Source organism: Photobacterium rosenbergii, assembly GCF_033022775.1.
GTDB lineage: Bacteria > Pseudomonadota > Gammaproteobacteria > Enterobacterales > Vibrionaceae > Photobacterium > Photobacterium rosenbergii_A.
The window spans coordinates 880,868-906,488 of the sequence record NZ_JAWJZI010000001.1; the positions used below are offsets into that span (position 1 = coordinate 880,868).

The 25,621-nt window shown below is 51.1% G+C and carries 19 protein-coding genes and 1 pseudogene; 13 read left to right on the plus strand and 7 right to left on the minus strand.

Annotated elements, in window-relative coordinates:
- The first annotated feature begins 60 nt into the window (after nucleotides 1-60).
- Nucleotides 61-783 carry a YebC/PmpR family DNA-binding transcriptional regulator gene (locus R2X38_RS04025; protein WP_044620594.1) on the plus strand — a complete coding sequence of 241 codons (723 nt, stop codon included), beginning with the start codon at nucleotides 61-63 and terminating at the stop codon, nucleotides 781-783.
- 86 nt (nucleotides 784-869) lie between these two features.
- Here R2X38_RS04025 and R2X38_RS04030 read toward each other — a convergent pair whose 3' ends face one another.
- Entirely contained in the window at nucleotides 870-1,640 is a 771-nt protein-coding gene (locus R2X38_RS04030) for an ABC transporter permease (protein ID WP_317520818.1), read from the minus strand.
- Nucleotides 1,633-2,274 (minus strand): ATP-binding cassette domain-containing protein, encoded by a 642-nt coding sequence (locus tag R2X38_RS04035; RefSeq protein WP_317520819.1) that lies wholly within the window; start codon nucleotides 2,272-2,274, stop codon nucleotides 1,633-1,635. The genes R2X38_RS04030 and R2X38_RS04035 overlap by 8 nt, the downstream gene beginning before the upstream one ends.
- Before the next feature lie 334 nt (nucleotides 2,275-2,608).
- On the opposite strand from R2X38_RS04035, the gene R2X38_RS04040 reads away from it, so the two are divergent.
- The gene (locus tag R2X38_RS04040) at nucleotides 2,609-6,631 is read left to right on the plus strand and encodes an AsmA family protein (RefSeq protein WP_317520821.1); all 4,023 of its coding nucleotides are present in this window, start codon (nucleotides 2,609-2,611) and stop codon (nucleotides 6,629-6,631) included.
- Between the two features lie 129 nt (nucleotides 6,632-6,760).
- Here the strand turns inward: R2X38_RS04040 and R2X38_RS04045 are convergent, their stop codons facing one another.
- Genes R2X38_RS04045 through R2X38_RS04055 form a run of 3 tightly spaced genes read right to left on the minus strand, consistent with a single transcriptional unit; the run spans nucleotide 6,761 to nucleotide 11,870 of the window.
- The gene (locus R2X38_RS04045) at nucleotides 6,761-9,424 is read right to left on the minus strand and encodes a M14 family zinc carboxypeptidase (protein WP_317520822.1); all 2,664 of its coding nucleotides are present in this window, start codon (nucleotides 9,422-9,424) and stop codon (nucleotides 6,761-6,763) included.
- Nucleotides 9,421-10,881, minus strand: coding sequence for a hypothetical protein (locus R2X38_RS04050; RefSeq protein WP_317520823.1), 1,461 nt, complete (start codon nucleotides 10,879-10,881; stop codon nucleotides 9,421-9,423). Before R2X38_RS04050 ends, R2X38_RS04045 begins: the two co-directional genes overlap by 4 nt.
- Nucleotides 10,878-11,870: a RimK family alpha-L-glutamate ligase gene (locus R2X38_RS04055; protein WP_317520824.1), complete on the minus strand. Its 993-nt coding sequence runs from the start codon at nucleotides 11,868-11,870 to the stop codon at nucleotides 10,878-10,880. Before R2X38_RS04055 ends, R2X38_RS04050 begins: the two co-directional genes overlap by 4 nt.
- A gap of 179 nt (nucleotides 11,871-12,049) precedes the next feature.
- Between R2X38_RS04055 and R2X38_RS04060 the strand changes: the two genes are divergently transcribed.
- Both R2X38_RS04060 and R2X38_RS04065 read left to right on the plus strand, forming a co-directional pair.
- Nucleotides 12,050-13,153, plus strand: a complete 1,104-nt coding sequence (locus R2X38_RS04060; protein WP_317520825.1) for a M20 family metallopeptidase — start codon at nucleotides 12,050-12,052, stop codon at nucleotides 13,151-13,153.
- A gap of 534 nt (nucleotides 13,154-13,687) precedes the next feature.
- Nucleotides 13,688-14,908: a response regulator gene (locus R2X38_RS04065; protein WP_317520826.1), complete on the plus strand. Its 1,221-nt coding sequence runs from the start codon at nucleotides 13,688-13,690 to the stop codon at nucleotides 14,906-14,908.
- Nucleotides 14,909-14,942: 34 nt separating this feature from the next.
- Here the strand turns inward: R2X38_RS04065 and R2X38_RS04070 are convergent, their stop codons facing one another.
- Entirely contained in the window at nucleotides 14,943-15,806 is an 864-nt protein-coding gene (locus R2X38_RS04070) for an SMP-30/gluconolactonase/LRE family protein (protein ID WP_317520827.1), read from the minus strand.
- 27 nt (nucleotides 15,807-15,833) lie between these two features.
- Nucleotides 15,834-16,241, minus strand: a complete 408-nt coding sequence (locus R2X38_RS04075) for a GNAT family N-acetyltransferase (RefSeq protein WP_317520828.1) — start codon at nucleotides 16,239-16,241, stop codon at nucleotides 15,834-15,836.
- A gap of 328 nt (nucleotides 16,242-16,569) precedes the next feature.
- Between R2X38_RS04075 and R2X38_RS04080 the strand changes: the two genes are divergently transcribed.
- From R2X38_RS04080 to R2X38_RS04120, 9 genes and pseudogenes are all read left to right on the plus strand, one after another.
- On the plus strand, nucleotides 16,570-18,417 hold the full coding sequence (locus R2X38_RS04080) for an ABC transporter ATP-binding protein (protein ID WP_317520829.1): 1,848 nt from the start codon (nucleotides 16,570-16,572) through the stop codon (nucleotides 18,415-18,417).
- Nucleotides 18,418-18,579: 162 nt separating this feature from the next.
- Nucleotides 18,580-19,182 carry a thermostable hemolysin gene (locus R2X38_RS04085; protein ID WP_317520830.1) on the plus strand — a complete coding sequence of 201 codons (603 nt, stop codon included), beginning with the start codon at nucleotides 18,580-18,582 and terminating at the stop codon, nucleotides 19,180-19,182.
- A gap of 67 nt (nucleotides 19,183-19,249) precedes the next feature.
- Nucleotides 19,250-20,347, plus strand: a pseudogene (locus R2X38_RS04090) (AMP-binding protein); the annotation flags it as partial.
- Between the two features lie 549 nt (nucleotides 20,348-20,896).
- On the plus strand, nucleotides 20,897-21,640 hold the full coding sequence (locus R2X38_RS04095) for an iron-containing redox enzyme family protein (protein WP_317520910.1): 744 nt from the start codon (nucleotides 20,897-20,899) through the stop codon (nucleotides 21,638-21,640).
- A 12-nt stretch (nucleotides 21,641-21,652) separates the two neighbouring features.
- Entirely contained in the window at nucleotides 21,653-22,471 is an 819-nt protein-coding gene (locus R2X38_RS04100; RefSeq protein ID WP_317520831.1) for an SDR family oxidoreductase, read from the plus strand.
- A gap of 32 nt (nucleotides 22,472-22,503) precedes the next feature.
- Nucleotides 22,504-23,133: a tetratricopeptide repeat protein gene (locus tag R2X38_RS04105; RefSeq protein WP_317520832.1), complete on the plus strand. Its 630-nt coding sequence runs from the start codon at nucleotides 22,504-22,506 to the stop codon at nucleotides 23,131-23,133.
- 2 nt (nucleotides 23,134-23,135) lie between these two features.
- Nucleotides 23,136-23,795 carry a response regulator gene (locus R2X38_RS04110; RefSeq protein WP_317520833.1) on the plus strand — a complete coding sequence of 220 codons (660 nt, stop codon included), beginning with the start codon at nucleotides 23,136-23,138 and terminating at the stop codon, nucleotides 23,793-23,795.
- A complete protein-coding gene (locus R2X38_RS04115) occupies nucleotides 23,782-25,233 on the plus strand; it encodes an ATP-binding protein (protein ID WP_317520834.1) in 1,452 nt (483 codons plus the stop codon). Before R2X38_RS04110 ends, R2X38_RS04115 begins: the two co-directional genes overlap by 14 nt.
- Nucleotides 25,234-25,268: 35 nt before the next feature.
- On the plus strand, nucleotides 25,269-25,538 hold the full coding sequence (locus tag R2X38_RS04120; RefSeq protein ID WP_317520835.1) for a hypothetical protein: 270 nt from the start codon (nucleotides 25,269-25,271) through the stop codon (nucleotides 25,536-25,538).
- The last annotated feature ends 83 nt before the right edge of the window (nucleotides 25,539-25,621 follow it).

Here is a 25,621-nt window from a genome sequence, read left to right on the forward strand (position 1 = left end):
GGTTACTGATAAAATCCGCCTCCAACAGAAATCCCAAATATCTAAAAGAGAGTGATTCCTATGGGACGCAGTTTCGAAGTCCGTAAAGCCTCTATGGCAAAAACACAGGGCGCAAAAATCAAAGTTTATTCAAAGTACGGTAAAGAAATTTACGTAAGTGCGAAAAACGGTGGTATTGATCCTGATAGCAACCTTTCCCTGAAACGCCTAATTGAAAAAGCGAAAAAAGATCAGGTTCCAAGCCATGTTATCGAGAAAGCGATCGACAAGGCGAAAGGTGGCGGCGGTGAAGATTTCGCAACTGCACGCTATGAAGGTTTCGGTCCTGGTAACACCATGGTGATCGTTGACTGTCTAACAGACAACAACAACCGTACGTTCATGGACGTTCGCCAAGCATTCGTTAAGAACGGCGCAAAAATCGGCTCTCCAGGTACCACTGCTCACATGTTCGAGCACCAGGCTGTATTCCAGTTCAAAGGTGACGACGAGGAAGCAGTACTTGAGAACCTAATGATGGAAGATGCTGATGTATCTGACATCGAGTGTGAAGACGGCGTAATCACTGTATTTGCTCCGCACACTGAGTTCTTCAAGGTGAAAAACGCACTGGCTGCGACCATGCCTGAAGTAACACTAGACGTTGAAGAAATTTCTTTCGTTCCTCAAACCATGACTGAAGTTGCTGGTGAAGACGTAGCGAAATTCGAGAAATTCCTTGATGCGCTAAACGATTGTGACGACGTTCAGAACGTTTACCACAACGCAGAAATCGCAGAATAAGTCATTATTCTCGAGAAAACAGCCGGCAATGCCGGCTGTTTTTTTATCCACGCTTTTTGCCGTCATCTATTAGAGCTTCAATCATATTAGAACTTCAACTGGCCATAGCGGTTAAAGGCAGAGCGGCTGGCAACCGTCAAGGTCGTGGTTACTGACATTGTGGCTGAGATAAATATCGCCACCATAATCACCAACTGGTATTTCACTGCCAGCAAAGGTTCAGTGCCACCAAGGATCTGACCTGTCATCATACCTGGCAAGCTGACGATGCCTAACGTCGTCATCGACGCTAGCTGTGGGGCCAAGGCGGCTTTCACCGCCGTGCGGATAAATGGCTGCTCCGGCTTAGGCGCCCCCATCGCCAAGTAAAACTGGTATTCGTCCTGCTTGTCTTTCAAGCTACTGTACCAACGCTCCAACGCCAATACATTCGCGGCCAAGCAGTTACCCAACAACATTCCAGCGACCGGAATCAGATATTGCGCCTGCCACCAAGGCTCAGCCTGGATCACACCTGCCAACAACAAAGGCAACACCACCAGCAGCGCAACGATATGGCCACTCAATACAGCCGGTAATACGGATTTTGGCGGTACGCCTGCACGGCGGCAGATACTGAACCCGGCCACAATCACCATCACAGACAACCACAAGGTGTTGAGCCAAGGGTTCTGGAAGGAAAACAGGGTTTGTAAGTAAATACCCACTATCGAAAGTTGAATTGTCATTCTGAGCACGGCTGACACCAAGGTCTTGCTCAGGCCAAATTCCCAACGGTGAAATAAACCTAGCGGAATGAGAAACAACAGATAAAAACCAGCCAGTGCCCAGTTGCTGATCACTAAAGTATCACTCATCGCTCCCTCCCATCACATGCTGTAGCTGTGCCGAGTTAACCCATACCGGATCGTGAGAAACCGAAATCACGGTAAGTGATTGCTTAGCAATTAGCTCAATCACCTTATTTCGGCTGGCAGGATCAAGTGCAGAGGTCGGCTCATCCATCAGCCAAAGAGTACGCTCCATCAGCAGTGCACGGGCAATCGCCAAGCGCTGCTTCTCCCCACCAGAGAGTTTGTGTGTTGGCTGCTCGAGTGAATGGGAAATCCCTAGGGATACCAATACCTGTAGGCACTTCTCATGTGTGGGCTCTGGAAGGTTAAGGGCTTTAAGGTGCCAAGGCAGTAGTAATGCCTTTAAGATTGTCTCACCGCCCATTACGGCTTGCTGTGGCAAATAGCAAAACTGCTGGCGCCACCAAGGCAGGTTCTGTTCTTTAATCTTGTTTTGTTGCCATTGAATGGTGCCTCCTGCAGGGGGAAGCAAACCGGCGATGACTTGCAGCAAGCTCGATTTACCACAACCTGATGGACCACTGATTGCCAAATGTTGCCCGGGCTGAAGGCTCACTGTCAGATGCGATGTCTGATCGGCTTCAAAGCCAGATCCTAGCCGCTCAGCGGTGAATATTTCTGTACGTTGATCTGTCATACACTACTCCAATCGTACAGATATTTTACGGTTCTATCCCTTATGACTCAAACCGTTGGTAATCATCAGAAACATTAGTTTCAGTAATAATATATCCAAGCTACTTCAAGATGCAGGTTCAGGGAGGGTATCAGCACCTTTAGGTAGCTTGGGTATACTACCGATTAACAGTCTGAAATAACCGTCAGTGAAGTGTAAATTCCGTCGGCGCTTATGCCTTCAAAGGCCATTTCATGGTATGGTTGCCGAAGCTAATAAAACAATATCCAAAATGGCGCGCAGCTGATTTTGCTGTGCTTTTTTCCTTTTGTCTTTCGCCTTCTTTGCAATCATTATGCGCCCAGAAAATAACAAACATGCTGCTAACAAGCAGCCCACGTCGCCAGAGATTCCAGGTGCGACAAAACCGGTTAAGTCCCCCCTGAAGAAGATCAGCAAATGGGTAGGACTTGGCCTGCTCACACCTGCTGCCATTATCACCGCAGCCCTTGCCGTAGGCATCAAGGTTGACCTCACCCCTTATCGAGACGATATCAACCAGTGGGTAACCACCAACCTAGATCGCGAGACCCGTATTGACGGGGAGATGGGCTTGGTGCTGTCATTCCGCCCCGAGGTACACCTTGAAGGGGTGCACATTGACAACATTGAAGCCTTCAACTGGCAGCCGATGCTGACCTCCGGCAAGATCAATGCAAAAGTCGCCGTGCTACCACTGCTTAAAGGCACGTTGGCTATTGACTATCTCGAGCTTGAAAATATCAACCTGCACCTCGCCAAGGCTCATGACGGGCAAGCGAACTGGTTACTAGGCCCTCAAGCTAAACCCGCTAGCCCAGGTGACGATTCCGTTAATGAAACCGCCGATAATGAAACCGATAGTGAAAACGCCTCTGACGAAAAGACCGCAGATGGAAACTCATCGCTGCAGTTAGCACTTACCGACCAAATCAGAGCCAGCAACCTCTCGGTTGTCTTCGAAGATCAGAGCCAAGGACAGTATTTCGACTGGTACCTTGATTCACTTAACCTCAGCCAACCCAATGAACAATGGGAATTTATAGCTAAAGGGGCAATGATCGGCCAACCCTATGATATCCAGCTAACGGGCGATCTGGAGCAGCTCGTCAACCAGCAAACCGGTAAGGTTATAGCCAAAGGCTCATTCGCCGGTGCCGAGTTGAATATCGAGGCCGATTCGTCTGATTTCGTCAACGCTGATATCAAGCTGCAATGGCAGGATACTGGCCCGATTGAAGCCTTGTTCGGTTTAGATGTTAAACACGTGGCACCATTGACAGTTTCAACCCACGTCAGCGCGGCCGCCAACACTATCAAGGTCAGCGATCTTGTCATTGATAGTCCAATCACCCATGGTAAGGGCTACCTGGATATCGAGCTTGGCGATCACAATGTGATAGACGGCGAGCTGAATATCCCTTTGATTGACCTGCGCCCATGGTTGCAGCCGGAGCCGCAGCCTATGATGCGCGCCTTTGCCGCTCCACCTCAGCAGTCACCACTGCAACGTGCACTTGAGCAATGGCTGGAAAAAACCACCACCCGCGTCGATCTCTCCATTAATGAGATCAAAGGGCTGGGTACCCCGGTTGAAAACCTGTCCCTGTCAGTCGATGGCAAAGCCGGCGTGCTATCGGCTCCGATGACAGCCGATATTGCCGAGGTGCCTTTCCGAGGCCAAGCGTCGCTCGATGCCACAGGCTGGGTATCTAACCTGGATATCCGACTGGGTGCGGAACAATCCCCATTGGGCGAAATGGCACGCTGGCTAACCGGTATACCCTACTCCCGTGGCCACCTTGACCGCGCTGAGCTAGCTGTCACCACCAACGGCACCAAACTGAGCGAATGGCTGGAGCGTGCCGAGCTCTCCCTTGCTATCGACAATGCCTTGGTCGAATGGGGTAGCGAAGCCAGCTTCAGTATTGACCAAGCTAGGCTCAACGCCGGTATCAGCCGTCCGTTCCAGTCAGATATCCAAGGCCAACTAATGGGTATTCCGGCCCACGTCCAAGCCGAAGCCGGGACCCTGCAAGATATCATGATGGGCCGTGACTGGCCGACAACACTAACCTTCGATTCACCGGCGATCTCTGTCGAAGCCAAAGGCTTGCTCAAACATACTCGCTGGGAAGAAGGCAGCTGGTTTGATCTCAAGGTCAACAGCAAGGATGCCAGCCTACTTAACCCTTGGCTGGGCACCCAAACCAACATCTCCGGTACCATCAATATTGACGGTAAACTCAGCTACCAAAATGGCTGGATAGATCTTGCCATGCCAGATCTTGCCCTGCTGGAAAGCTACGGCGATGTCACTCTACGTTGGCAGCCTGATCAAGTTCGCCCATTCCTAGTGATGGATGCCCAGTTCTCGCAGTTGGATTTCACCCAGTTCGGCCAGTTCATTAATGATGAAGAGCTGCCACAGGTGGAGCAGACAGTCCCGACCCAAGGGGTCAATCTGGATGTACCGCTGCTGGGCAGTGAGTTGGTCATTGCAGATGCTGATCTGACCTTCCGTGCAGACAAACTAAAATGGGCTGACCAGCAGCTAGACAAATTGTCTTTCAACGGCAAAGTCCGCAACGGCCAAATGAGCAAAGCACCGATCAGTGCAAGCTTTGCCGGTAGTGTCTATGAAGGTGACCTGAGCTTGGGTGTCAATGCAGCCAATATCGAAGCCAACCTCAACCTTGCAGTAAACCAGCCGGATATCGGAGCTATTCTGAGCCAATTCGATGTGACCGATGATTTTGATATGCGCTTGGACCGAGCCAAGCTAGCCGTGTCTCTATCGGGCCGCACTATCTTGGAGCTGATGGAACACACAGAAGTCGATGCGGCTCTGATTGGCGGCCAGGCCAATATTGCTGACAGCTACACCGGCAAAGCACTGGCGGTTAAATTGGATCAAGGCCGTTTCGTAACAGGCCCTGACACATCAACCCGCTTAACTATCAATGGTATGGCTGCAGGCAAAGCAGCCTCTTTCAAACTGTCATCGTTATCTCTCAAAGAAGCCAATGACGGTCGCTCGACGCTACCGGTCACATTGGCAGCCAATCTGGGTGACATGCGTTTCAATGCCAGCTCTAACCTGACTCTGCCGATTGACCCGCAAGCACTCAACCTCAGCTTCGAGGCATTTACGCCAAACCTCGACCGACTCGAAGCCTTCAGTGATATTGATTTGCCGCCTTACGGCCCTATCACACTGGCAGCCAGCCTGTCGATGGATGCCAAGGGCTATCACCTCAATGATATGAAGGTACAGGTCAACGACAGCCAGCTAACTGGCAAGGGAGCATGGTTACCTCCGCTCAAAGCGGATCAACGTCCTCGCCTTGAACTGGCATTCCGAGCGCCATTTATCCAGCTTGACGATTTCAAGGTTGGCGACTGGCAGGCTTGGGAGACAGAAAGCACTGAGCAAACAGCTGGCAACGAGCAACCAACTGACGAGACGGCGAATACTGACGATCTTCAGAACACTGCTTTGATCAGCACCGACGGTCTAGACATGCTCAACGCCAACTTCGCGTTGGATGTCGATGAAGTTCGCTCTGGCAAAGACTGGTTAGGAGCAGGCCAATTGCACTGGGCGCTGGAAAACGGCGTATTCACCCTCAAGCCAATGACAGTCCAGCTACCGGGCGGCAACATCGAGCTAGCCAGTGAAATCAAGGCCAAGGACGATATGTTCGACATCCAGCTCACGGGTAACGTCAAAAACTTCGATTACGGGATACTGGCCCGCCGCTTAGCTCCGGAAAGTGGAATGCACGGCAATATTTCTACCCAGTTCAACCTGACTAGCTTAGCCAATTCGCCTGATACCTTGATGAACAACGCCAACGGCTTTATTGGTTTTGCTGCTTGGCCGCAGGAGTTTGAGTCAGACTTGATCGACCTTTGGGCTGTCAGCCTCACCGACGCGATCATTCCAAACTTTACCAACAATGATCCGTCTATGCTCAACTGTGTCGCTGCCGGTTTGGATATCCGCCAAGGGACGATGAGCCAACGTGACTTGCTGCTTGATACTTCCCGTATCCAGGTCAATGGCCAGTTCGATGCCAGCTATGCCAACCGCGACTTTGCCCTGTACCTAAGGCCACAGTCTAAGCGGGCGCAGATCTTCAGCTTGCAAACGCCGGTTGAAGTCTATGGCAAATTCGAAGACTTTGACTTCTCGGTACCACTGTCTGCGATTCTGGAAACCTCGGTACGGTTCACCACCAGCCCAGTTGTTTCCCCACTGCGTTGGCTGGTTGAAAAGCCGATCGCCCAAGATGGCAGCCAGCAATGTGAACTGATTTGGCAAGGCCAGAGTTAGAGAAAGGGCTATGGGCTATGGGCTATGGGCTATGGGCTATGGGCTATGGGCTATGTAGCCTAGTGGATTAAAAAAGCCGCCAGCATAAGTGCTCATGCTGGCGGCTTTTCTTTTGCTTAATCGCCTGAATTAATCACCCTGGCGATAGCGCTGTTCGACCTCGTCCTGGGCTTCAAACTCATCAAACTCAATCGGCGTCACTTCGTCCGAGCTGAACTTTAGCACCGCAGGCGCCGAGTAATTTGGCACATTGTCGTAGTTGAACACCGAATAGTATTTGGCCAGGTTGGCATTGCCGAACTTGTCAAAGGTGTAGCCGTCTTTACCGGCATACAACTTGACGCCATCAAACGGTGAACGCGGTGGATGGAAGCTGTTACGCACTACGTAAGTCCCCACCCAGTCGCTATCATCGGGGTTATCCCATGTAAGTTTGACCATGCCGCCTTCAAGGCTGGCTTGGAAGTTCTCTGGCACCTCAAGCGGCTGCTTGCGGCGTTCAATATACTCAACCACCAGCTGGGTCGACATGGTGCCGTCATTGGAGTCCGTTTTCCACTCAACGACCGCATCTTGCTGCCTGGAGGCCGAGGTCGCTTTGATCACCAGCTTCACCGCCCGGTTCTGGTCGTAGCAGTCCTCAAGGTATTGACGGGCTGAACTGTCGAACATAAACGTCTGGCGAGCGGTTTTGGCCAGCCCTTCGCTACTGACTTCATAACCAATAAACTCTATTGGCTCACTGGTCGTCAGCAGCTCAAAGTCCGGCTCTTCCACATCGACCATTTCGACCAAGAAGCGCATTGGCTGGTTGATCCCCGTCAGCGATGCACTTTCCAGTACAAAATAGGCGTCGGTGAACACCACATCACTTTGCTCAGACATCCTCGGCAAGGTGAAGTCCACCACCCCGAATATCCGCTCACCGTTGGCATCGTAGCCGCTTTGCAGCTTGGCAGCCTCGACAGCACCGGCTTTCACTGTATGGCAAGCGCTGGCTCCCACCGACAATTGGTACGGCTTGCGGTGGTAGATCAAATCCAAGCTCGGACGATAATGGATGCCACCGCCGAAACGACCATAGCCAATATCGAACTGCATCATCTGCGAGTCATTGCCCATCGGCAAACTCACCGGGCCTTGTAGCCTAAGCAACAAACGTCCTTTCTCAAGCTGCTGCTCAATCAGTTCTTTTTCCATTGCACTGAAATGCCAGCTTTTCCAAATACCCTGGGTCAGCTGATCCGAGTCAATGGCATCACCCAGCGTCTGGATAGGCGCTGCGTTGTGGATTTGCTCGAAGTCGGTAATGTCGCTGATGTCGTCTGGGTCGAGGATCGACACCGACCACTCACCGTAATTTTCGATTTTCGCCCCGACCCGGTTCATCGGATAAAGCGAAAACAGCGCATCTTTGATCTTGGCATCTGCCGGTAACCGGCTCATGTCGTAATCAATCACCCCGTAGCAAACCCCTTTGGTTTTATTCACCCCGATAAACAGCGAATTATGGCCAAAGTGTTCAGCATTGTTGGCGCGGGTCAGCTCCCCGACATAACCGATTTTTTCCGGGCTGGGGAACAAGGTAAACGAGAACTCATCACGCTCCAGCAAGGTTTTGATCTTCAGCTCTGGGGCAAACGGCGATTTGATCCGCGTTACCCGATTCACTTTGCGCAGGTTATAAAAATAACGGCGGCCAGATTTGAGCTGCTTGTCGGTATAGCGGAGCTGCGAGGTGATGGCGATCAGGTTATCCCGGGTACAAGCCGCTTTCGGCGTTTCACTGCGGTAGATCTGGTAATAACAGCCTTCATCTTCAGCGCCCGCCTCCCAAACCAATTCAACCGTATTGGCAGTGATCTCCTTGGTCGAGAAACTCTCCGGACGGCTTGGCGCAAGCTTCGAATAATCAATAGTGGTACGCAGGGCATAGAGCAGCGCTGGAATGTTTTCATCGACACTCTGGGACATATTGATCAGGTAATCCGGTATGTTTCGGCTCCCTACCTCAACCACAGTCGATAAAATCCCCCTGTCATAGTAATACTCACGCCCACTACCGTGGATCAGGTTCGCCGGCGGCTTGCCACGGTGAATACCATACTGGCGATTGGTGACCTTGTAGATTTCCCGCGCCATGTTGGCACAGAGAATATTGAGATCAGTACCCTCGATTTCAGCCTCATGGTTGAACTTGTGGGCAGGGAAAAACACATTGCCCTGCGAGTGGTAATCCAACGCGACACAGATATTGTCACGGTTTTCGACAAACTGTTTGATCGCCTGGGTTTCCGGTTCTGAAAAAGGCCCCGGACCACCGTATATATTCGAGCTGGTCTGAATCGACTGGCGGAAGTTGATCCCGAAGTTACGGTTGAGATCGACCCCAAACGTGCCGTCACCATTATCGCGGCGGTTTTTACGCCAGAATGAGAAGTGCTTACGAGAGTACTCAAAGCCATCAGGGTTGAGGCAAGGCACCATATATAAAGTGTTGCGGGTCAACGCCTCCACCACATCCGGATTTGACGGGTAATTATCCAGTAAGTACTGGACGAAGCTCACCGCCAGCTCAATACCAATCCACTCCCTGGCATGAATGGTACCGGTATAGAGCAATGCCGGTTTTAGATCCGCATACGCCACATCCTGCGACATAGTGACCATCATGATGGGCCGCCCTTCATGGGTATCGCCAATACTTTGCAAGCGGATCAAGTCCGGGTATTTCGCCATCGCCTCTTCCAGGAAGTCCATCATGTCCTGGTAAGAGATATATTGTTTCTTCATTCAACCGCCTCTTCATAGCGATACTGGTATTCGGCACAATACTCACACCATGCATCCATGATTATGGCTAACTTCTTGTGTTTGAGGTTTCGGAACTGCAGCAGAATTTCGGGTTGGTGATTGAGCACCCTAAGTGTCTCGGCAGCGCCTAACGTAGAGACGATATCGCCCGCCAACGTTTTGCCAACGCACTTCACTTGCAGGAAAAACGCCAGCAGTTCTTCTTCACTCAGCGATTTGCTATCAGCAGCATTGCTTTGTTCCGGGGCAATCATCACCTCTTGCAGCTGCTCGATACCGGTATCAAACTCCTGCTCGATGTGTGGGTTTAGGCTTGGGCTGGCTTTCTCAAATGGGCTGTCATCTGCTGCAATCACTTTGTACGGTGTATTGCCCTGGAAATTCCAGGCTTCACTCGGCCACTCTTCCTCGCGCTGGTAGCTCGTCTCAAGCAGGCGGTAACGGTCATCGGCGGGTGCATATTCGCCAGTATCAGTCGAGTAATCTGCCTGGCCAAAGGTGATATAGCGCATGGTACGAAGCAGCGAAGAATCGATCTTGCCTATTTCTTCCCAATTGCGGTGGGCAAAATACGGTTTGCGGAAGTCTTGCGGCGCTAACAGCCATATCAAGTACTGGCCAATCCAGTCACGGATATACGGGAAGGCGGCAAAAGCGGTGGCACACTCCAAGATGGTGTAGTCATCGTCCATGCTCACCGCAATATCACAGGCCCAATATTCGGCATTGGCCGCCTTGGAAGCTTTAACCGCCAACTCAAGCACGCCATCAGGTACCGCCTGGTAATCCATGCTGCCGCCCTGGCTGGTGTTGGTCAGCCACTCACCTTCCGGCGGTCGGCGCCAGAAAGCACAGACAGGCTGGTGCCCCACGAGCATTACCCGAATATCTGCCTTCATCGGGACAAAGTCTTGGATATAGGCTGGGTAATAACGTTTTTCCGAAAACAGGCGCAGCGCCTCCTCGGCATTATCGACCTTATGAACAAAGTAGCCACCGTAATTGGACGGGCCGTATGAACGCTTAACGATTTTCGGGTAATCCGTACTGGTCAAAAAGGCCAATGCTTCTTCAACTTCGTAGAAAATACGGGTGCGCGGGATCGGCAAATCATATTTCTCACAAAAATGAGTCACATTTTCTTTCGATTTGTTGCTGAACTGGCTATCGAGGGAAGGCAAGAAGCGGACACCTGGCAACTCACGGGCTATCTCACGGAACGTCTCGTAGGCGGTCGCCGGAATGTTGCCGATCAGCACATCAATTTTCTTGCGTTTGACCTCAGCCACGAAACGGTCTTTGTCATTACCCCAATGATAAGTGACCTGTTCGATTTTATCCCGCCAGCCCTTGAAATTAGAGCGGTTAAAGAAGCGCAGTACATGGTCTAGGTACAACAGGCCGATTTTTGGACGAGTGTGGTTCTGGGTGTTCATACTGCAGCTTCCTCGGTAAGCAGGTTAGGTTTGATTAGCGCTTCAGAAAGAGAAGGAATGAAGCCTTTGGCAGGCTGTTTAGCGTCTTTGGTAACGGTGCGGTCAATTAGATCCACCAAGTAATCAATCTTGGTGTCATTGAAATCAAGCCCGAACAACTCTTGATCCGGGGTGGCAAACGCAGGGATACCGTTAACTTCAATCACCACATAACGCTGGTGTTCAACGTCATAGATAATATCCACCCCTGCGACTTCCAGGCCGGTCACCTTCGCCGCCTTCAATGCCAGTTCGATAACTTCAGGAACAGGCTCGCGTTTAATCACACTGCCGCCGCTGGTGACATTGGTTTTCCAGCTTCCTGGTGCGGCTTTGCGGCCGTAGCATGCGACAAATTTGTTGTCGACAATATCGATACGGTAATCAGAAAAGTCATTCTCGATGACCCGCTCGATATAAAACTGCGGTGCATGTTGTTGGTTGATAAATGGCGTCAACAAGTCCAGATCCCGCTCACTTTCCAACTTGATAATACCGTTGCCACCCCAGCCATCGACCGGCTTACAGATTGCCTTGCCGCCCCAGAACTGCATGTGGGCACGCACCTGCTCCAAGTTATGCTTATTGCAGATCATATAGTCGGTAGTTGTAATGCCGTTGGTCTTCAACACATGAGCAGTGCGGAATTTATCTTCCGTCAACGCAAAGGATTCATAGTTGTTGATCATCGGCATCATTGAGTTGAGTACCTGGTACAGGTACACCTGATAGGGCGTCTGCTGGCCCGCGTTATAAGAGAAAAACAGGTCGAGTTCGTTCAGTTGTTGCCCATTGCATACAATATTGCCGTCAAATGCCGTCGCATACGCCAAGTTCAGCCCAGTTAAAGCATCAATTTCTCGCTCTCGTAACTTGGTGACGATTTTTTGTTCTATTTCTTTGCCTCCACAGTTCTCATACATCCATAAACCGACCCGATGCCTTGCCATGTGTCACTCCTTTTGTGAGCAGTTCAAAAAAATGCCGATATGGCATTGTGTGTAAAACCTTTAGGGTATTAACATAGTTTGACATCATAATGTTGCATATATGTGGTAACAGTGAGCTATGTGGAACTTTCATTCAAACAGCGCAGAAAAAACACTAAAGCTGTGCAAGGAATCAAATTATGGCAACTATCGATTTCACTGATTTAAAAACAATTGTCGAAATAAACAGCTGGACAGGTAACAAAGAAGGTGTAGATTTGAGTGGTCAGACCATGAAAAAATGGTTTAAACCACTAGGATTCAATGTTGAGGTTTTTCATCGGGAAAGTGTTGGAAATCATTTACTGTTTACGTCGCTGCAGCATAAAAACGCCCCCAAACTGTTACTGCTTGGTCACCTGGACACGGTATTCCCTCCGGGCATTTTCGAGAGTTTCAGTGAAGATGAAGACTGGGTCTATGGCCCAGGCACCTGTGATATGAAAGGCGGCAATTTTGTGGCCTTGAGTGCGCTACGAAACCTTCACCAGAAATATGGACAAATCTGGAATATCGATGTCCTGCTAGTCAGCGATGAAGAGACAGGCAGCGACGACAGTAAGTTTGTCACCCGCCAGATAGCCCACCAATATGCCGCCTGCCTCGATTTCGAAGCCGCGGGTTCTGATCATGAAGTAGTTGTCGGCCGCAAGGGGGTAGCCACCTACAAAATAGTACTCAAAGGTGTTGCTGCCCATGCTGGCAATAACTACCACCTTGGCAAAAATGCCAACCTTGCTGCCGCCAAGTTGCTGATTGCTTTAGATGAATTAACAGACATTTCGCAAGGAACAACGGTCAACGTTGGAAAAATTAAAGGTGGGATCAGTACCAATACCATTTCGCCCAACGCTGAATTAATGGTTGAAGCACGCTTTACCCAGCCAGATGAACAACAAAGAGTGCTAGGTGTCATCCCTGAATTGATCCACCAGCATGGTATCGAAGGGGTTACGGCAAGCATTGAAGGCGGATTGCAGCGAGATGTCATGACCCCTACCCCAGAGCAGCAAGCCTTGCTCGATACGATCGCGTCTATTTTGGGCTATGAACTAAAAACAGAACAGCGCGGCGGTGTCAGTGACGCCAATATTATGGCGGGGGCTGGCATCCCGACTCTCGATGGATTTGGCCCTTTTGGCGATGGCGATCATACCGAGCACGAGCGCGCCTCCAAGGCCAGTTTTGAGCGGCGGATAAAAGAGGTCACCGCCATCCTAGAACATTACAGCTTGGCAGAGTAATATGATTATCCATGGGCAATTGCACCCTCTGGAATTGCCCTTTTATCTTCAAGGTTTCCCAAAAAAAGAAAAATATCTTAACTGTAATGAAAAATAAGTTATCAGTTTATTACTTGAAAAAAGATAAAAGAGATAAATAATTCCTAAACACATGAAGAGTTTATTTTCCACTAATAGTGGCTCTGTATGACTCTAAGTGATTAATCTCCTTGATAAGAAAAACCCTCAAGATTGTGCTTTTACATTTTCCTCAAGAAAAACCCCTCTCGATGATAGGAAAAAGGAGTGAAACTTGATTGTACATCAGTAAGATAACGCAGCCTTTTTAAAAACCACTTCCCTTTGTCAGAACAACTATTCAGTAGAAACATGAAGTTTGAATGATATTCATCGATCGCCAAATGCCGCCGAAACCGACAAGTAATTGTATTTCTGCAAACAAAAGAATGTGTTAATTGTATCTCAAAATAAAATAGCTCATAATACTGCGCCTTATATACAAGCATAATAATAGACAGCTACAGGGTTTGAGTGATGGAACAAAAAATTTTGGTGGTCGAGGATAGCCGCCCATTCCGTCGAGTCATTGAAAGTGAACTAAGACAAGCAGGCTACACCCCGGTTATTGCCAACTCCATCGCTGAAGCAGAAGCTGTGCTAGACAACAGCACCGATTTCCTGTGCGCCATTCTCGACTATTGTTTGCCTGACGGTCAGGACGGTGAGATCATCGATGTTTGTTTATCAGTTGGGATAAAAGTCATTGTTTTGACGGCACTAATGGACGAAATGACCCGTGAAAAAGTGCTGGCAAAAACAGTCATCGACTACATCCCAAAAGACAGCCCGACCTGTATTTCCAGCATTATTCCTATCTTGCAGCGCCTAGAACGTAACCATGACCATACAGCCCTGGTGGTTGATGACTCTGTCACAGCGCGCAAATACATCCGCAGCCTGCTAGAGCGGCAATACCTCACAGTGCTGGAGGCTAAAAACGGTGAGCAAGCGCTGGAGATAATCAACAAAAATCAGTCGATTTCTCTGGTGATCACCGACTATTCAATGCCGGAGCGCGATGGCGTCAGCTTGATCAAAGAGCTCAGGAAACGCTTCCGGCTGGGTCAACTTGCTATCATTGGTCTGTCGGCCAGTGAAGAGCCTGCACTTACTGCAAAATTCCTCAAAGCGGGTGCCAACGATTTTCTCAAGAAACCCTTTAACCAGGAAGAATTCTACTGTCGACTGCACAGCACCCTGAATATCCTCGACTCTGAGCGCAATCTATATCTATTAGCCAACCGTGACTACCTCACTCAATCATGGAACCGCCGTTACTTCTTCAATCACCAACTGGTGAAGAAAAACAACGGACCACGTTGCCTTGCCCTGCTGGATATCGATAACTTCAAACATCTCAACGATAACTATGGCCACCATATCGGAGACATGGTTCTGATTGAGTTAGCGAACACCTTGCAGGTGTACTTCCCTGATGCTTTGGTTGCTCGTTTTGGTGGTGAAGAGTTCTGTATTCTGTTCGGCAATTCTCCAGAAATTTTCGTCCAGAGGTTGAATCGGATGATTGAGGAAATAGCCGAATCCGAGTTAACGATCCTCGGTAATACCATCAAATACACCATCAGTATGGGTATGACCCATGCAGAGAGCGATATTCACAGCTTGATCCGACGCGCTGATAACTGCTTGTACCAGGCCAAAGAAGAAGGGCGCAACTGCCTTGTCGTGGAGTGACTTGGGGAGTAATGCGCCCGATTTTAAAGCAGACTTAAAGGACGGTTACCAGCGGCTCTTTAATGCCAGTCCAATCAACTTGAGCCGTTAATACCCGGCCAGGGCCGTTGGCGCTTTCGGCACTGGTTACGACTAGCTGATCCCCTTTCTCACCACCGAGTGCAACCATGGTTGGGTTATCCGCAGGGACAGGGATCACGTGGGTAACAACACCATCAGTACCGATGCGCACAACTGACTTACCGCTGTACATCGCTACCCAGTAAGCGCCTTCACTATCGACGCTGGCTCCATCAGGGCGGCCGTCAAAATCAGTCAAGTCACAAAATACTGTGCTTTCACCATACTCGCCGGTTTCAGGGTTATAGTCAGCACGGTAAACCAAACTCGTCCCTGTATCTGCCCAATACAAAATCTTGCCGCAAGGGGAGAATGCCAAGCCGTTACAAGTCCAGGCAAACATCGGCATTTTTTCGAGCTTGCCACCTGCCATCAACTGATGGAACTGACCCTGATCGCCTTCTTTAGCACCATTTCGGGTACCAGCCATGAAGCGCCCCCCCGGTGCCGCTCGGCCATCGTTGAAGCGCATTCTCGGGTGCGTTTTTACCAGAGGGGCAATTTGCTGGCGTTCCGCTTCCCAGCTTTCCAACAGGTACACGCCAGATTTAGTCCCTAGAACGAAGCCACTTTCACCCCACATTGCCGCACAGCCTAACATGTCATTCCACTGGCGTGACTCGGCTTTGCCATCTTTCAAGCGCCATAGCTCACCGGCAGGGATATTCACCCAGCACCATGCTTTCTGGCGCCAGTCCCAACGTGGACACTCAGCAAGGTCAAAGCCTTGCTCGACCAAAGGGGAAAATTCGAGGTTGAGTTGCTGACTTTCTTTCATTGTTCTTCCTGTTTTAAATTTCTCTACTCAGTCTAGACGCATTGCCATCTTGAAATAAGGCACCTCGCCTTTGTAAAAGCGTTCGCCTTCCTGCGCCATACCGAATCGATGATAAAACCCACCAGCCGATTCCCGGGCATCACACCAAAAATAGCCGACACCTTTATTCTTAAGATCCGCCAATATATGCTCGATCACCGCCGATCCTATTCCTCGGCCTTGGTATGCTGGTAATGTTGCAAACTTGCGCAGCCTAGCCTGCTCACCCATGATAAATACCGAGGCGACACAGGCCAGCACTTCGCCCTCATAAACACCGAAATGCAGCCCATCAGCATCATCAGGTACCCGGCAAAACTCAATGCTTTCATTAGGCCAAAGGACTTGATGCCGAACGGGCAATGTTAACTCGGCTGAAATTTCCGTAATTCTCACACTTTCCTGCCTGTTTTAAAAATCAGAGCCTTATTTCATCCCCTACCACCTAACTCGTCTCTCATCCGCTATCAAGGCAGTGTTCAAAAGCAGAATTAGGCAAGATTGAAATAGAAATAAGACTTAACCTCTTAGTTGCACAAATGTACAATCAATAACCATAATGTGTATGCCCTTGCACATTCCTTTTTCCTGTCGGGATATCGCTCCGGTTTCACATATCACTGTGCCGACTATGCTGCGCACCCAATTTTCGTGATCCCCCGAGCGTTAGCCTTCGATAGAGCTATTTTGCCAAACACATCCGCCAGACTGGAACCATCATTTTATGTACAAACGTTTCGAAAAGCTCGCACAGGCTTTCCCGCCTCATGAGCCAGAGCAGCCACCCAAAGGGCTGTTCGCCTTCTGCCGCCACTATACTCGCGGCTTTGAGTTACCCCTGCTTGTTATGTCGGTACTCAGCGCACTGATTGCTATCGTAGAGGTATCACTGTTCGGTTTCATGGGCCAGCTGGTCGACTGGCTTGCCGAGCACAACCCGGATACCTTCTGGGTAGAAGAAGGCGGCAAGCTGCTGGGCATGGGGTTACTGGTAGTGCTCGTCGTTCCTATCCTGATCACTCTGCACTCACTGGTTGTTCACCAGACCTTGCTGGGCAACTACCCGATGTCAATTCGCTGGCTGGCACACCGCTACCTACTGCGCCAGAGTGTTTCCTTCTACCAGGATGAATTCGCCGGCCGTATTGCCACCAAGGTGATGCAAACCTCCCTGGCTGTCCGGGAAACCGTCATGAAGTTGCTTGATGTCCTGGTTTATATCACTGTCTACTTTACCTCAATGGTGGTGATGATCGGCCAGTCTGATGCCCGCTTGATGATCCCGATGCTGCTGTGGCTAGCGGCGTATGTCGGTATCCAGCTGTACTTTGTCCCTAAATTGAAAGCTGTTGCGACCGAGCAGGCCGATGCCCGCTCAATGATGACCGGGCGTATTGTCGACAGCTACACCAATATCTCGACAGTAAAACTGTTCTCGCATACCAACCGCGAAACTGAGTATGCCGAGCAGGGCATGAGCGGCTTTATGGACACCGTGTACCGCCAGATGCGCTTTGTCACTGGCTTTAACATCTCGGTAGAAGCTATCAACTACCTGCTGGTTTTTGTCATTGCCGGGATGTCTATCTGGTTGTGGTCGAGCGCTGCTATCTCCATCGGTGCCATTGCGATTGCAGTCAGCTTGGCCCTTCGGATCAACGGCATGTCAAAATGGATCATGTGGGAAGTCGGCGGCCTGTTTGAAAACATCGGTACCGTGGTTGATGGTATGAAAACCCTATCCAAGCCTGTTGCCATTGAAGACAAGCCGAATGCACCAGATTTGGATGTTTCCAAAGGCGGTATTGAATTTAACGATGTCAGCTTCCACTACGGTGAAGGGAAAGGGGTGATTGAAAAGCTCAACCTTAATATCAAACCGGGTGAGAAGATTGGCCTGATTGGCCGCTCCGGTGCGGGCAAGTCGACCTTGGTTAATCTATTGATGCGCTTCCACGATGTCGAATCTGGCGCCATCAAGATTGATGGTCAGACTATCTCCGAGGTGACTCAGGACTCACTGCGCGGCCAGATCGGCATGGTGACTCAAGACACATCGCTACTTCACCGCTCCATCAGGGAAAACATCCTCTACGGCCGCCCGGACGCGACGGAAGAAGAGTTACTCACTGCCACTAAGCAAGCCCACGCCCATGAGTTCATCGAAACCCTGAGCGATCCCCATGGCAATGTCGGCTACGATGCCCAGGTCGGCGAGCGCGGCGTGAAACTATCCGGAGGCCAGCGCCAGCGTATTGCGATCTCCCGCGTGCTGCTAAAAGATGCGCCAATATTGATCCTGGATGAAGCGACTTCGGCGCTGGACTCTGAGGTAGAGGCCGCTATCCAAGAAAGTCTTTACCAATTGATGGAAGGCAAAACGGTTATCGCCATTGCCCACCGCCTATCGACAATCGCAGCCATGGATCGCCTGATTGTGCTCGACCAGGGTGAAGTCGTCGAACAAGGCACCCACCAAGAGCTGCTGGATCACAATGGTATTTACGCCCAACTGTGGGAGCACCAGACCGGTGGATTCATCGCCGAAGAAGTGGAGCTGAAACAAGCCTAGCAACACCCGCAGCCCAGCTGAAGCTGGGCTTTCCCCCCACAGCATTACGACAAAAAAAGCCTATCCATAAACATTTTTTATTGCGCTTTTTGTTTCTTAAGCCTTTCTTAAGTTTTCCCCTCTAATTTGAACACAACGGAAAACGTTTTTGGGGAAACAACAATGCTGTCAACCTTTCAACTCAAACTCATCGGTTGCCACCATCCTTTGCGCCAGGATGTCGAGCAGCATATTACCGAGCGCTACAGGCTGGCATTCAATGCCAACGTCACCGACTTCATGCCGCTGCTGCTTGCTGTTTTCAATGCACAGCAACAACTCAAATCAGCATGCGGTATTCGTGTTGCCAGTACCGAAGCCTTGTTTCTGGAAAATTACCTTTCTGCTCCTGCGGAAAAGTTAATAATGGATACCTATCATCAGGCTGTTGAGCGCAAAAACCTCATTGAAATAGGCCAGCTAGCCTCATTCTCCCAAGGCTCGGCTCCCATGCACTTTCTATTGTTAACCCAATACCTTATCGAGCAAGGGTACGAATGGTGTATTTTCACCGCAACAGATCCCCTCTATGCAATGATGCGGCGTCTCGGCCTTGCCCCCATGCCGCTCATCGAAGCACGAGCCGAACATATCACCAATGCCCCGAAAATATGGGGGAGCTATTACCAGCACCACCCAAGGGTCTGCTGCGGCTATCTTCCCAGTGCCTACCAACAGCTACTCGGGCGTATGGATAGATTAACTACACAGGTTTCGGCCAGATAACAACATCACGGCCAGCCAGCCAATTATTGCCTGCAATCTTAGCTGGTACGCCTCCTGGAGTGAGCCTATGTCACAAAATACTAAGAACCGATTGCCGTCCAAGGTTCTCGCTGCTATTTCCAACTACGCTACAACCCGACCATCGGCAATTGCACTTCAAGGATGCGCAGTCAGCCGTACAAGCTCCCCCCAGCTAAAGCTGACTTACCTGCAGCTCTGGCAGTCCATCCAGTGCCTACAGCAGACGTTCGAGACGCACAATGCCGGGCAGATCGCCCTGCGGCTAGAAAACAGCCTAGCTTGGGCGATCGCTGATCTCGCCGCGGTCGCGGCACAAAAAGTTGTTGTTCCCGTCCCGGCTTTTTTTCACCCCGACCAAGTCAGGCATTTACTGCAAGAGGCGGATGTCACGCTATTGCTGGGCGACTGGCCCGAACCGCTACTCAACAGCTTGCCAGACGCATACAGCGAACCGCTTGCGTTGTCGCTTCTCCCCGAACTCAAGGAGCCTCTTATCCTACGAAGCCGGGTAGCAAGCTCCCTGCAGGCTGGCAACTCGCCCAAGGATCTCCCTACAGGAACCCGTAAAATCACTTTTACCTCTGGCTCTACCGGGCAGCCCAAAGGGGTCTGTTTGGGTCAAAATCTGCTCGACAACGTGAGCGATTCACTGGCAACGCAGTTACAGGGGAAACACACCCCCACCCGTCATCTGGTGATCTTGCCGTTGACCACACTCCTAGAAAATATCACGGGTTTGTATGTACCGCTTCTGCTGGGGATCACATCGATCATCCTGCCAGGCAAACACGTCGGTTTGACAGGATCGGCCCAGTTTGATGCTAACCAATTTGCCGCTGCCATTGCCCGGTTCCGCCCCGAGAGTCTGGTGCTGACCCCGGCCCTGCTCCATGCCCTATGCCATCTCTGCCGGCAGCAGCCTGCGCTGGCCGAACCACTCAAGTTTGTCGCTGTCGGCGGTGCCAAAGTTGCCCGCCCCTTGCTCGAACATGCCCGGCATTTAGGTATTCCTGTCTTCGAAGGCTACGGGCTCTCCGAATGTGGCTCGGTGATCAGCCTAAATACACCGGAAAATTACCAACCCGGCAGTGTCGGAAAGCCCCTTCCCCACTGCTCTGTCCGGATAAGTGGTGGAGGGGAAATCATCGTCTGCGGCCCCTCTATGCTCGGCTATACCCAGGACCACCTTTTCGAGCCGCTTGATGAAATCCGCACCGGGGACTTAGGTTACCTTGACGCACAGGGTTTCCTTCACATCACCGGCCGCCGCAAAAATGTTCTGATCACCCGGTTCGGCAGGAATGTTTCCCCCGAATGGATTGAAGCCGAAGCGCATATCCATCCGGCATTGCAACAATGCGTCATCATGGGCGATGGCTGCGACAAACTCGCCGCTATCGTCGGCCTAACCGATTGCACCGATACCACCACACAGATTACGGCTATCGAAGATGCGATTAGCCAATTAAACGCAGGGCTTCCCGATTATGCCCGTATCGGCGGGATCATTATTACTCCTAGCTTCAATTCTCAACCCGAGCTGCTGACGGCGAATGGTCGCCCACGGCGCGAAACATTTACCCAGCGATTTACCGCCCCGCTGTGCCAACTGCAAACACAGTGGTCCCGAGCGATGCACAGCGATAAACAGACCAAGCCCATTACTTTATTTGCCTTTTCTAAGGACAGCCCAATGACCAATGACATAACCCAAGAACGCAACGTGACAGCGTGTTTTTTTGACCAACTAGAGCAACAAACCCAAAACGCCCGTGAACAGATGTACCAAGCTCCGGTGTTCCGCGCTGCAGCCCATGGAGGCATAAGTCACGCCACCTACACCGCCTTTCTTACCCAAGCCTACCATCATGTCAAACACACGGTACCGCTTCTGATGGCGTGTGGCTCGAGGCTGCCGGAGCAATATGAATGGCTTCAACAGGCGATAGGGGAATACATCGAGGAGGAAAAAGGGCATCACGAGTGGATCCTCAGTGATCTCGAGGCTTGCCACGTCGACACGACTCCTGTTCGCGCCAATTCTGGCCCCGGCAAAGTCGGCTGCCATATTGAATTAATGGTCGCTTACCTCTATCACCAAATCGACCGTGGCAACCCCCTCGCCTTTTTCGGCATGGTGTGGGTACTTGAAGGAACCAGTGTCGCCGCCGGGGGGCAGATGGCGGCACACATTCAGGCTACCCTGGGTTTGCCGGATCAGGCAATGACCTACCTCACGTCCCACAGTGCCCTAGACCAGCAACATATTCAACTGTTTGAGGGGCTCATGAACCGGGTCACCGACCCTGCCGATCAGCAAGCCATTGTTGACGGAGCCAATATGGTTTACCGGCTATATGGCGCAATGCTGGCCCAGCTTCCGCTAGACGAAACAACAGCCGCAGGCTCCGTCCCCCAACAACATTCCGCCGCATAGAGGGAGGCCAATATGCAACTGACAAACAAAAGGGTATTACTCACCGGCGCTTGCGGCGGCATTGGCTGCGAACTAGCCCGTCAGCTAGCCCACAAAGGGGCAAACCTTATTCTGATCGGCCGCGACCAACACAAACTGGACAAACTGTTACTGCAACTGCCCAGCAGCCATCAGCAAACCAACCTGCAGCATACAAGCTTCATCGCGGATCTGGCCCGCAGCAATGGTCTCAACGCACTAGGCCAGCAGTGCCAGCAATGGCGCGATGATGGCCTTACAATCGATATTGTGATCAACAATGCCGGCGTCAACCAGTTTGCCTTTTTGGCACAGCGGGAAAGCCAATCGATCGAACAGGAAATCCAGCTCAACCTCGTCGCACCAATATTGCTCAGCCAAAAAGCATTATGCTGGCTCAATCGGCCGGGGATCATCCTCAATATCGGGTCGACCTTCGCAGCCATTGGTTATCCCGGTTATACCACCTATTGCGCCGGCAAGGCCGGGCTCCACAGATTTAGCGAGGCCCTCAGCCGCGAGCTGGAAGAGGCCAAGATCAAGGTCTTGTATATCGCGCCAAGGGCAACCGAAACCAGCCTTAACGATCTGCGAGTCAGTCAAATGAACAGCCAGCTGGGTAACACGACCGATACGCCATCAGCCGTGGCCGATGCCATCGTCAGAAGCCTGGAGCAGGAAATCTCGGCCCGGTGGATTGGTTGGCCGGAGAAAGTGTTTGCCCGCCTTAACCAGCTGTTCCCCGCTGTTGTCTCTGCGGCAATTCGCAAACAGTCTGCCATCATCAGTGCGTTTGCCCATAAGACCCATTAACCCGTTCATAGCGATTACCCTAGGAGCCAGCCATGAGCCATAACACAATCCTCACCGCGCTTTTTCTCGTTATACCTGCAACAAGTTTGGCTGACGAGCCTGTTTCTTTGCAGACGATTCAGCACCAATGGGCCAAGTGCCAATATGACACCTTCAACTATGACAATAAAATTAGCTGCTTACAGAACAATATTTCCTTAAATCAGCAAGCGCTCGCGAAGCAGCCCGATCGTACCGACCTCAAAGTCTGGCTTGCTATCAACAAAAGCACGCTGGCGGGTGCCGATGGTGGGCTGAGTGCGCTATCATTGGTCAAAGAGTCTAAAATTTTGCTTGAAGATGTGATCCAGAACGATCCAAAAGTCCTTGATGGATCAGCATTTACCAGCTTAGGGTCACTATACTATCAGGTACCGGGGTGGCCGATTAGCTTCGGTGATGATGACCAAGCCGAGGCACTACTAAAACAGGCCCTAGCGATTAACCCCAACGGCATTGACCCCAACTATTTTTACGGTGACTTTCTGGCCCGTAACGGACGCAAATCCGAAGCGATTACCTTCCTAAAGAAAGCTCAGCACGCCGCCCCTCGCCCAGGGCGGCCGTTAGCCGACAAAGGAAGACAACAAGAAATTGCAACTAAACTCAAGGAACTGCAATAGCCATGCGAATACTACTTGTAGAAGACGACTGTATGCTCGGTGAATCGATGGTCGCTTCGCTCAGCCGCCATGGTTATACGGTCGACTGGCTTCAGCTCGGAAACGGGGTCGAGCTGGCCTTGCGAACGGAAACCTTCATGGCAGTCATACTCGACCTCACCCTGCCCGATACCGATGGCCTGGACGTGCTTCGCCGAGTTCGCCGCGAAGGGCACTCCCTGCCCGTCCTAATATTGACCGCCAGGGATGATATTGAAGATCGGGTCAAGGGCTTGGATGGCGGCGCGGATGACTATCTGGTGAAGCCTTTTGCCCTTGAAGAACTGCTGGCCAGGCTGAGGGTCTTGATCCGGCGTGCTGCCGGTTGCACCGAAACCGTACTTGAGATCGGCGACCTATCGCTCTCGTTGAAAAATAACGAAGTCACCGTACAAGACAGGCCGATCTCGCTGACCAAAAACGAATTCAAACTGCTGGCCACCCTGGCGACCCAAGCAGGCCGAGTGCTCAGCAAAGAAAAACTGCAGCAGGCCCTGCATGGGTGGGACGACACCGCCAGCAACAATGCCATCGAAGTGCATATCCACAACTTGCGTAAAAAAGTAGGGGGTTCACTGATAAAAAATATCCGAGGTGTAGGGTATATCATTGAAAACAATTAATCACCGAGGAGACAAGGTCATTTTTTCGTTCAAGCGCCGACTAATCATTGCCAGTGTCAGCATCACCACGGTGCTTGCCCTTATCTCATGGGCGGCGATCTTCTCCGAAACACACCATGAAATCGAAGAGATCTATGACGCCAGACTTGGCCAGTCGGCCAAGATCCTCGCCCTCAGTGTGCCCCATATGCTAAAGGAGCCGGAGGAAACCCGCGCCAAGGCATACGCCAATTGGTACCAGGACATTGAGCAGTTCGATGACGACGATGCCGCCTCTCCTTTCGGGCACCCCTATGAGAAAAACCTCATGTTCCAGTTCTACCAACAGGAGAAAATCGTCATTAAGTCGCCCGGGGCCCCCGAAACACTGATCGGCTATCCAGGCCTGTCGGGGTTTACTCAAACCACAATAAACGACGAGGAATGGCGCCGTTTCCAGATCCAATTGCCAGCTCTGTTGGTAGGAGATCAACCCGCTTACCTGGTCGTTGCCGAGCGGCTGACAGTCCGAAATGAGTTAATCGGCGAGATAGCCTTGTCCACCGCCATCCCTCAGCTTGCCTTAATTGCAGCCATCGCTGTGGCAATTATTTTGCTCACCAATAAATTCTTTCAGCCCATCAAAGAATTGCGTGAGGCAATTGCCGATCGCCACATCAACCATCTTGCCGAGATAACCGTCAGCCAACCAACAGTCGAACTGGCCCCGCTGGTCTCTCAGCTCAACTACTTGCTCAGCGAGCTCGACAAGGCCTGGCAGCGAGAAAAGCGGCTTACCCGCACAGCCGCGCACGAGCTGAAAACCCCACTGTCCGTTTTGCGGCTCAACACCGAAAACGCGCTTGTTGCCCTTTCCGGCGGCCACCGGAAAGAACTTGAAAGTGATTTGCAACAAATCCTCAAGGGCATAGACCGCACCGATCGGCTGATCCAGCAACTCCTGATGCTGTCAAAAATCGAAGCACACCACCAATATCATCTTGCCAAGTGTGATATTGCCGACATCCTGCGTGAAGTTATTGCCACTATGGCTCCATTAGCCCTGCGCAACCAGCAATCACTGGAGCTAAGGTGTACCGACGCCCTTCCACTTAACGGCCACGCGCTATTACTCTCGGCTCTGTTCAGTAACCTTATTGATAATGCCATCCGTTACGCTGGCAGAGCAGCCAACATCACTGTGACCGCCCAGTTCACCGGCCCGAACATTGTTATCAACGTCAACGATAGCGGGTTACCTATTCCGCCTGATATCCGCGACAAAATTTTCGAAAAATTCTTTCGCGCCCATACCGAACGAGGTGACGGGGCCGGGTTGGGAATGTCAATTGTGCGGGATATCGCCAACCTTCATAACGGCGAGATCAGACTACTTGCTGCATCTTCGGGCAACGGCAATACCTTCCAGGTCATATTGCCAGCTGTAAACAGCCAATAGATATACTGTACACATATCAAGGTCCGCCTCGCGGTGTGTGGCTAATTCTATTGAGCGACACTGTCACACAATGCAACTTGGGTAATATTCTGACGATTTGTCCTGATTTCAGCTCATTTTCAACCACAAAGCTCGGCATCACCGCGCCTCCTTCCCCCCGCCAAATCCCTCAGCATGCCCGTGGCGCTTTCTCTGACGGCAACAGCCAAGAGTTCGAAATGCTGACAGGCCGTAAGCCCCAGAACTTCTCTCAGTGGCTTGAAACCAATAAAGCTATGTTGAGCCAAATCGCCCAGGGCGTATAGTTAATATCACAAGAGATAAAAATAGGAAGTCTCGATATCGATGTCCTAGTTAGCGGACATCGATATCAATTGTGCACATCACC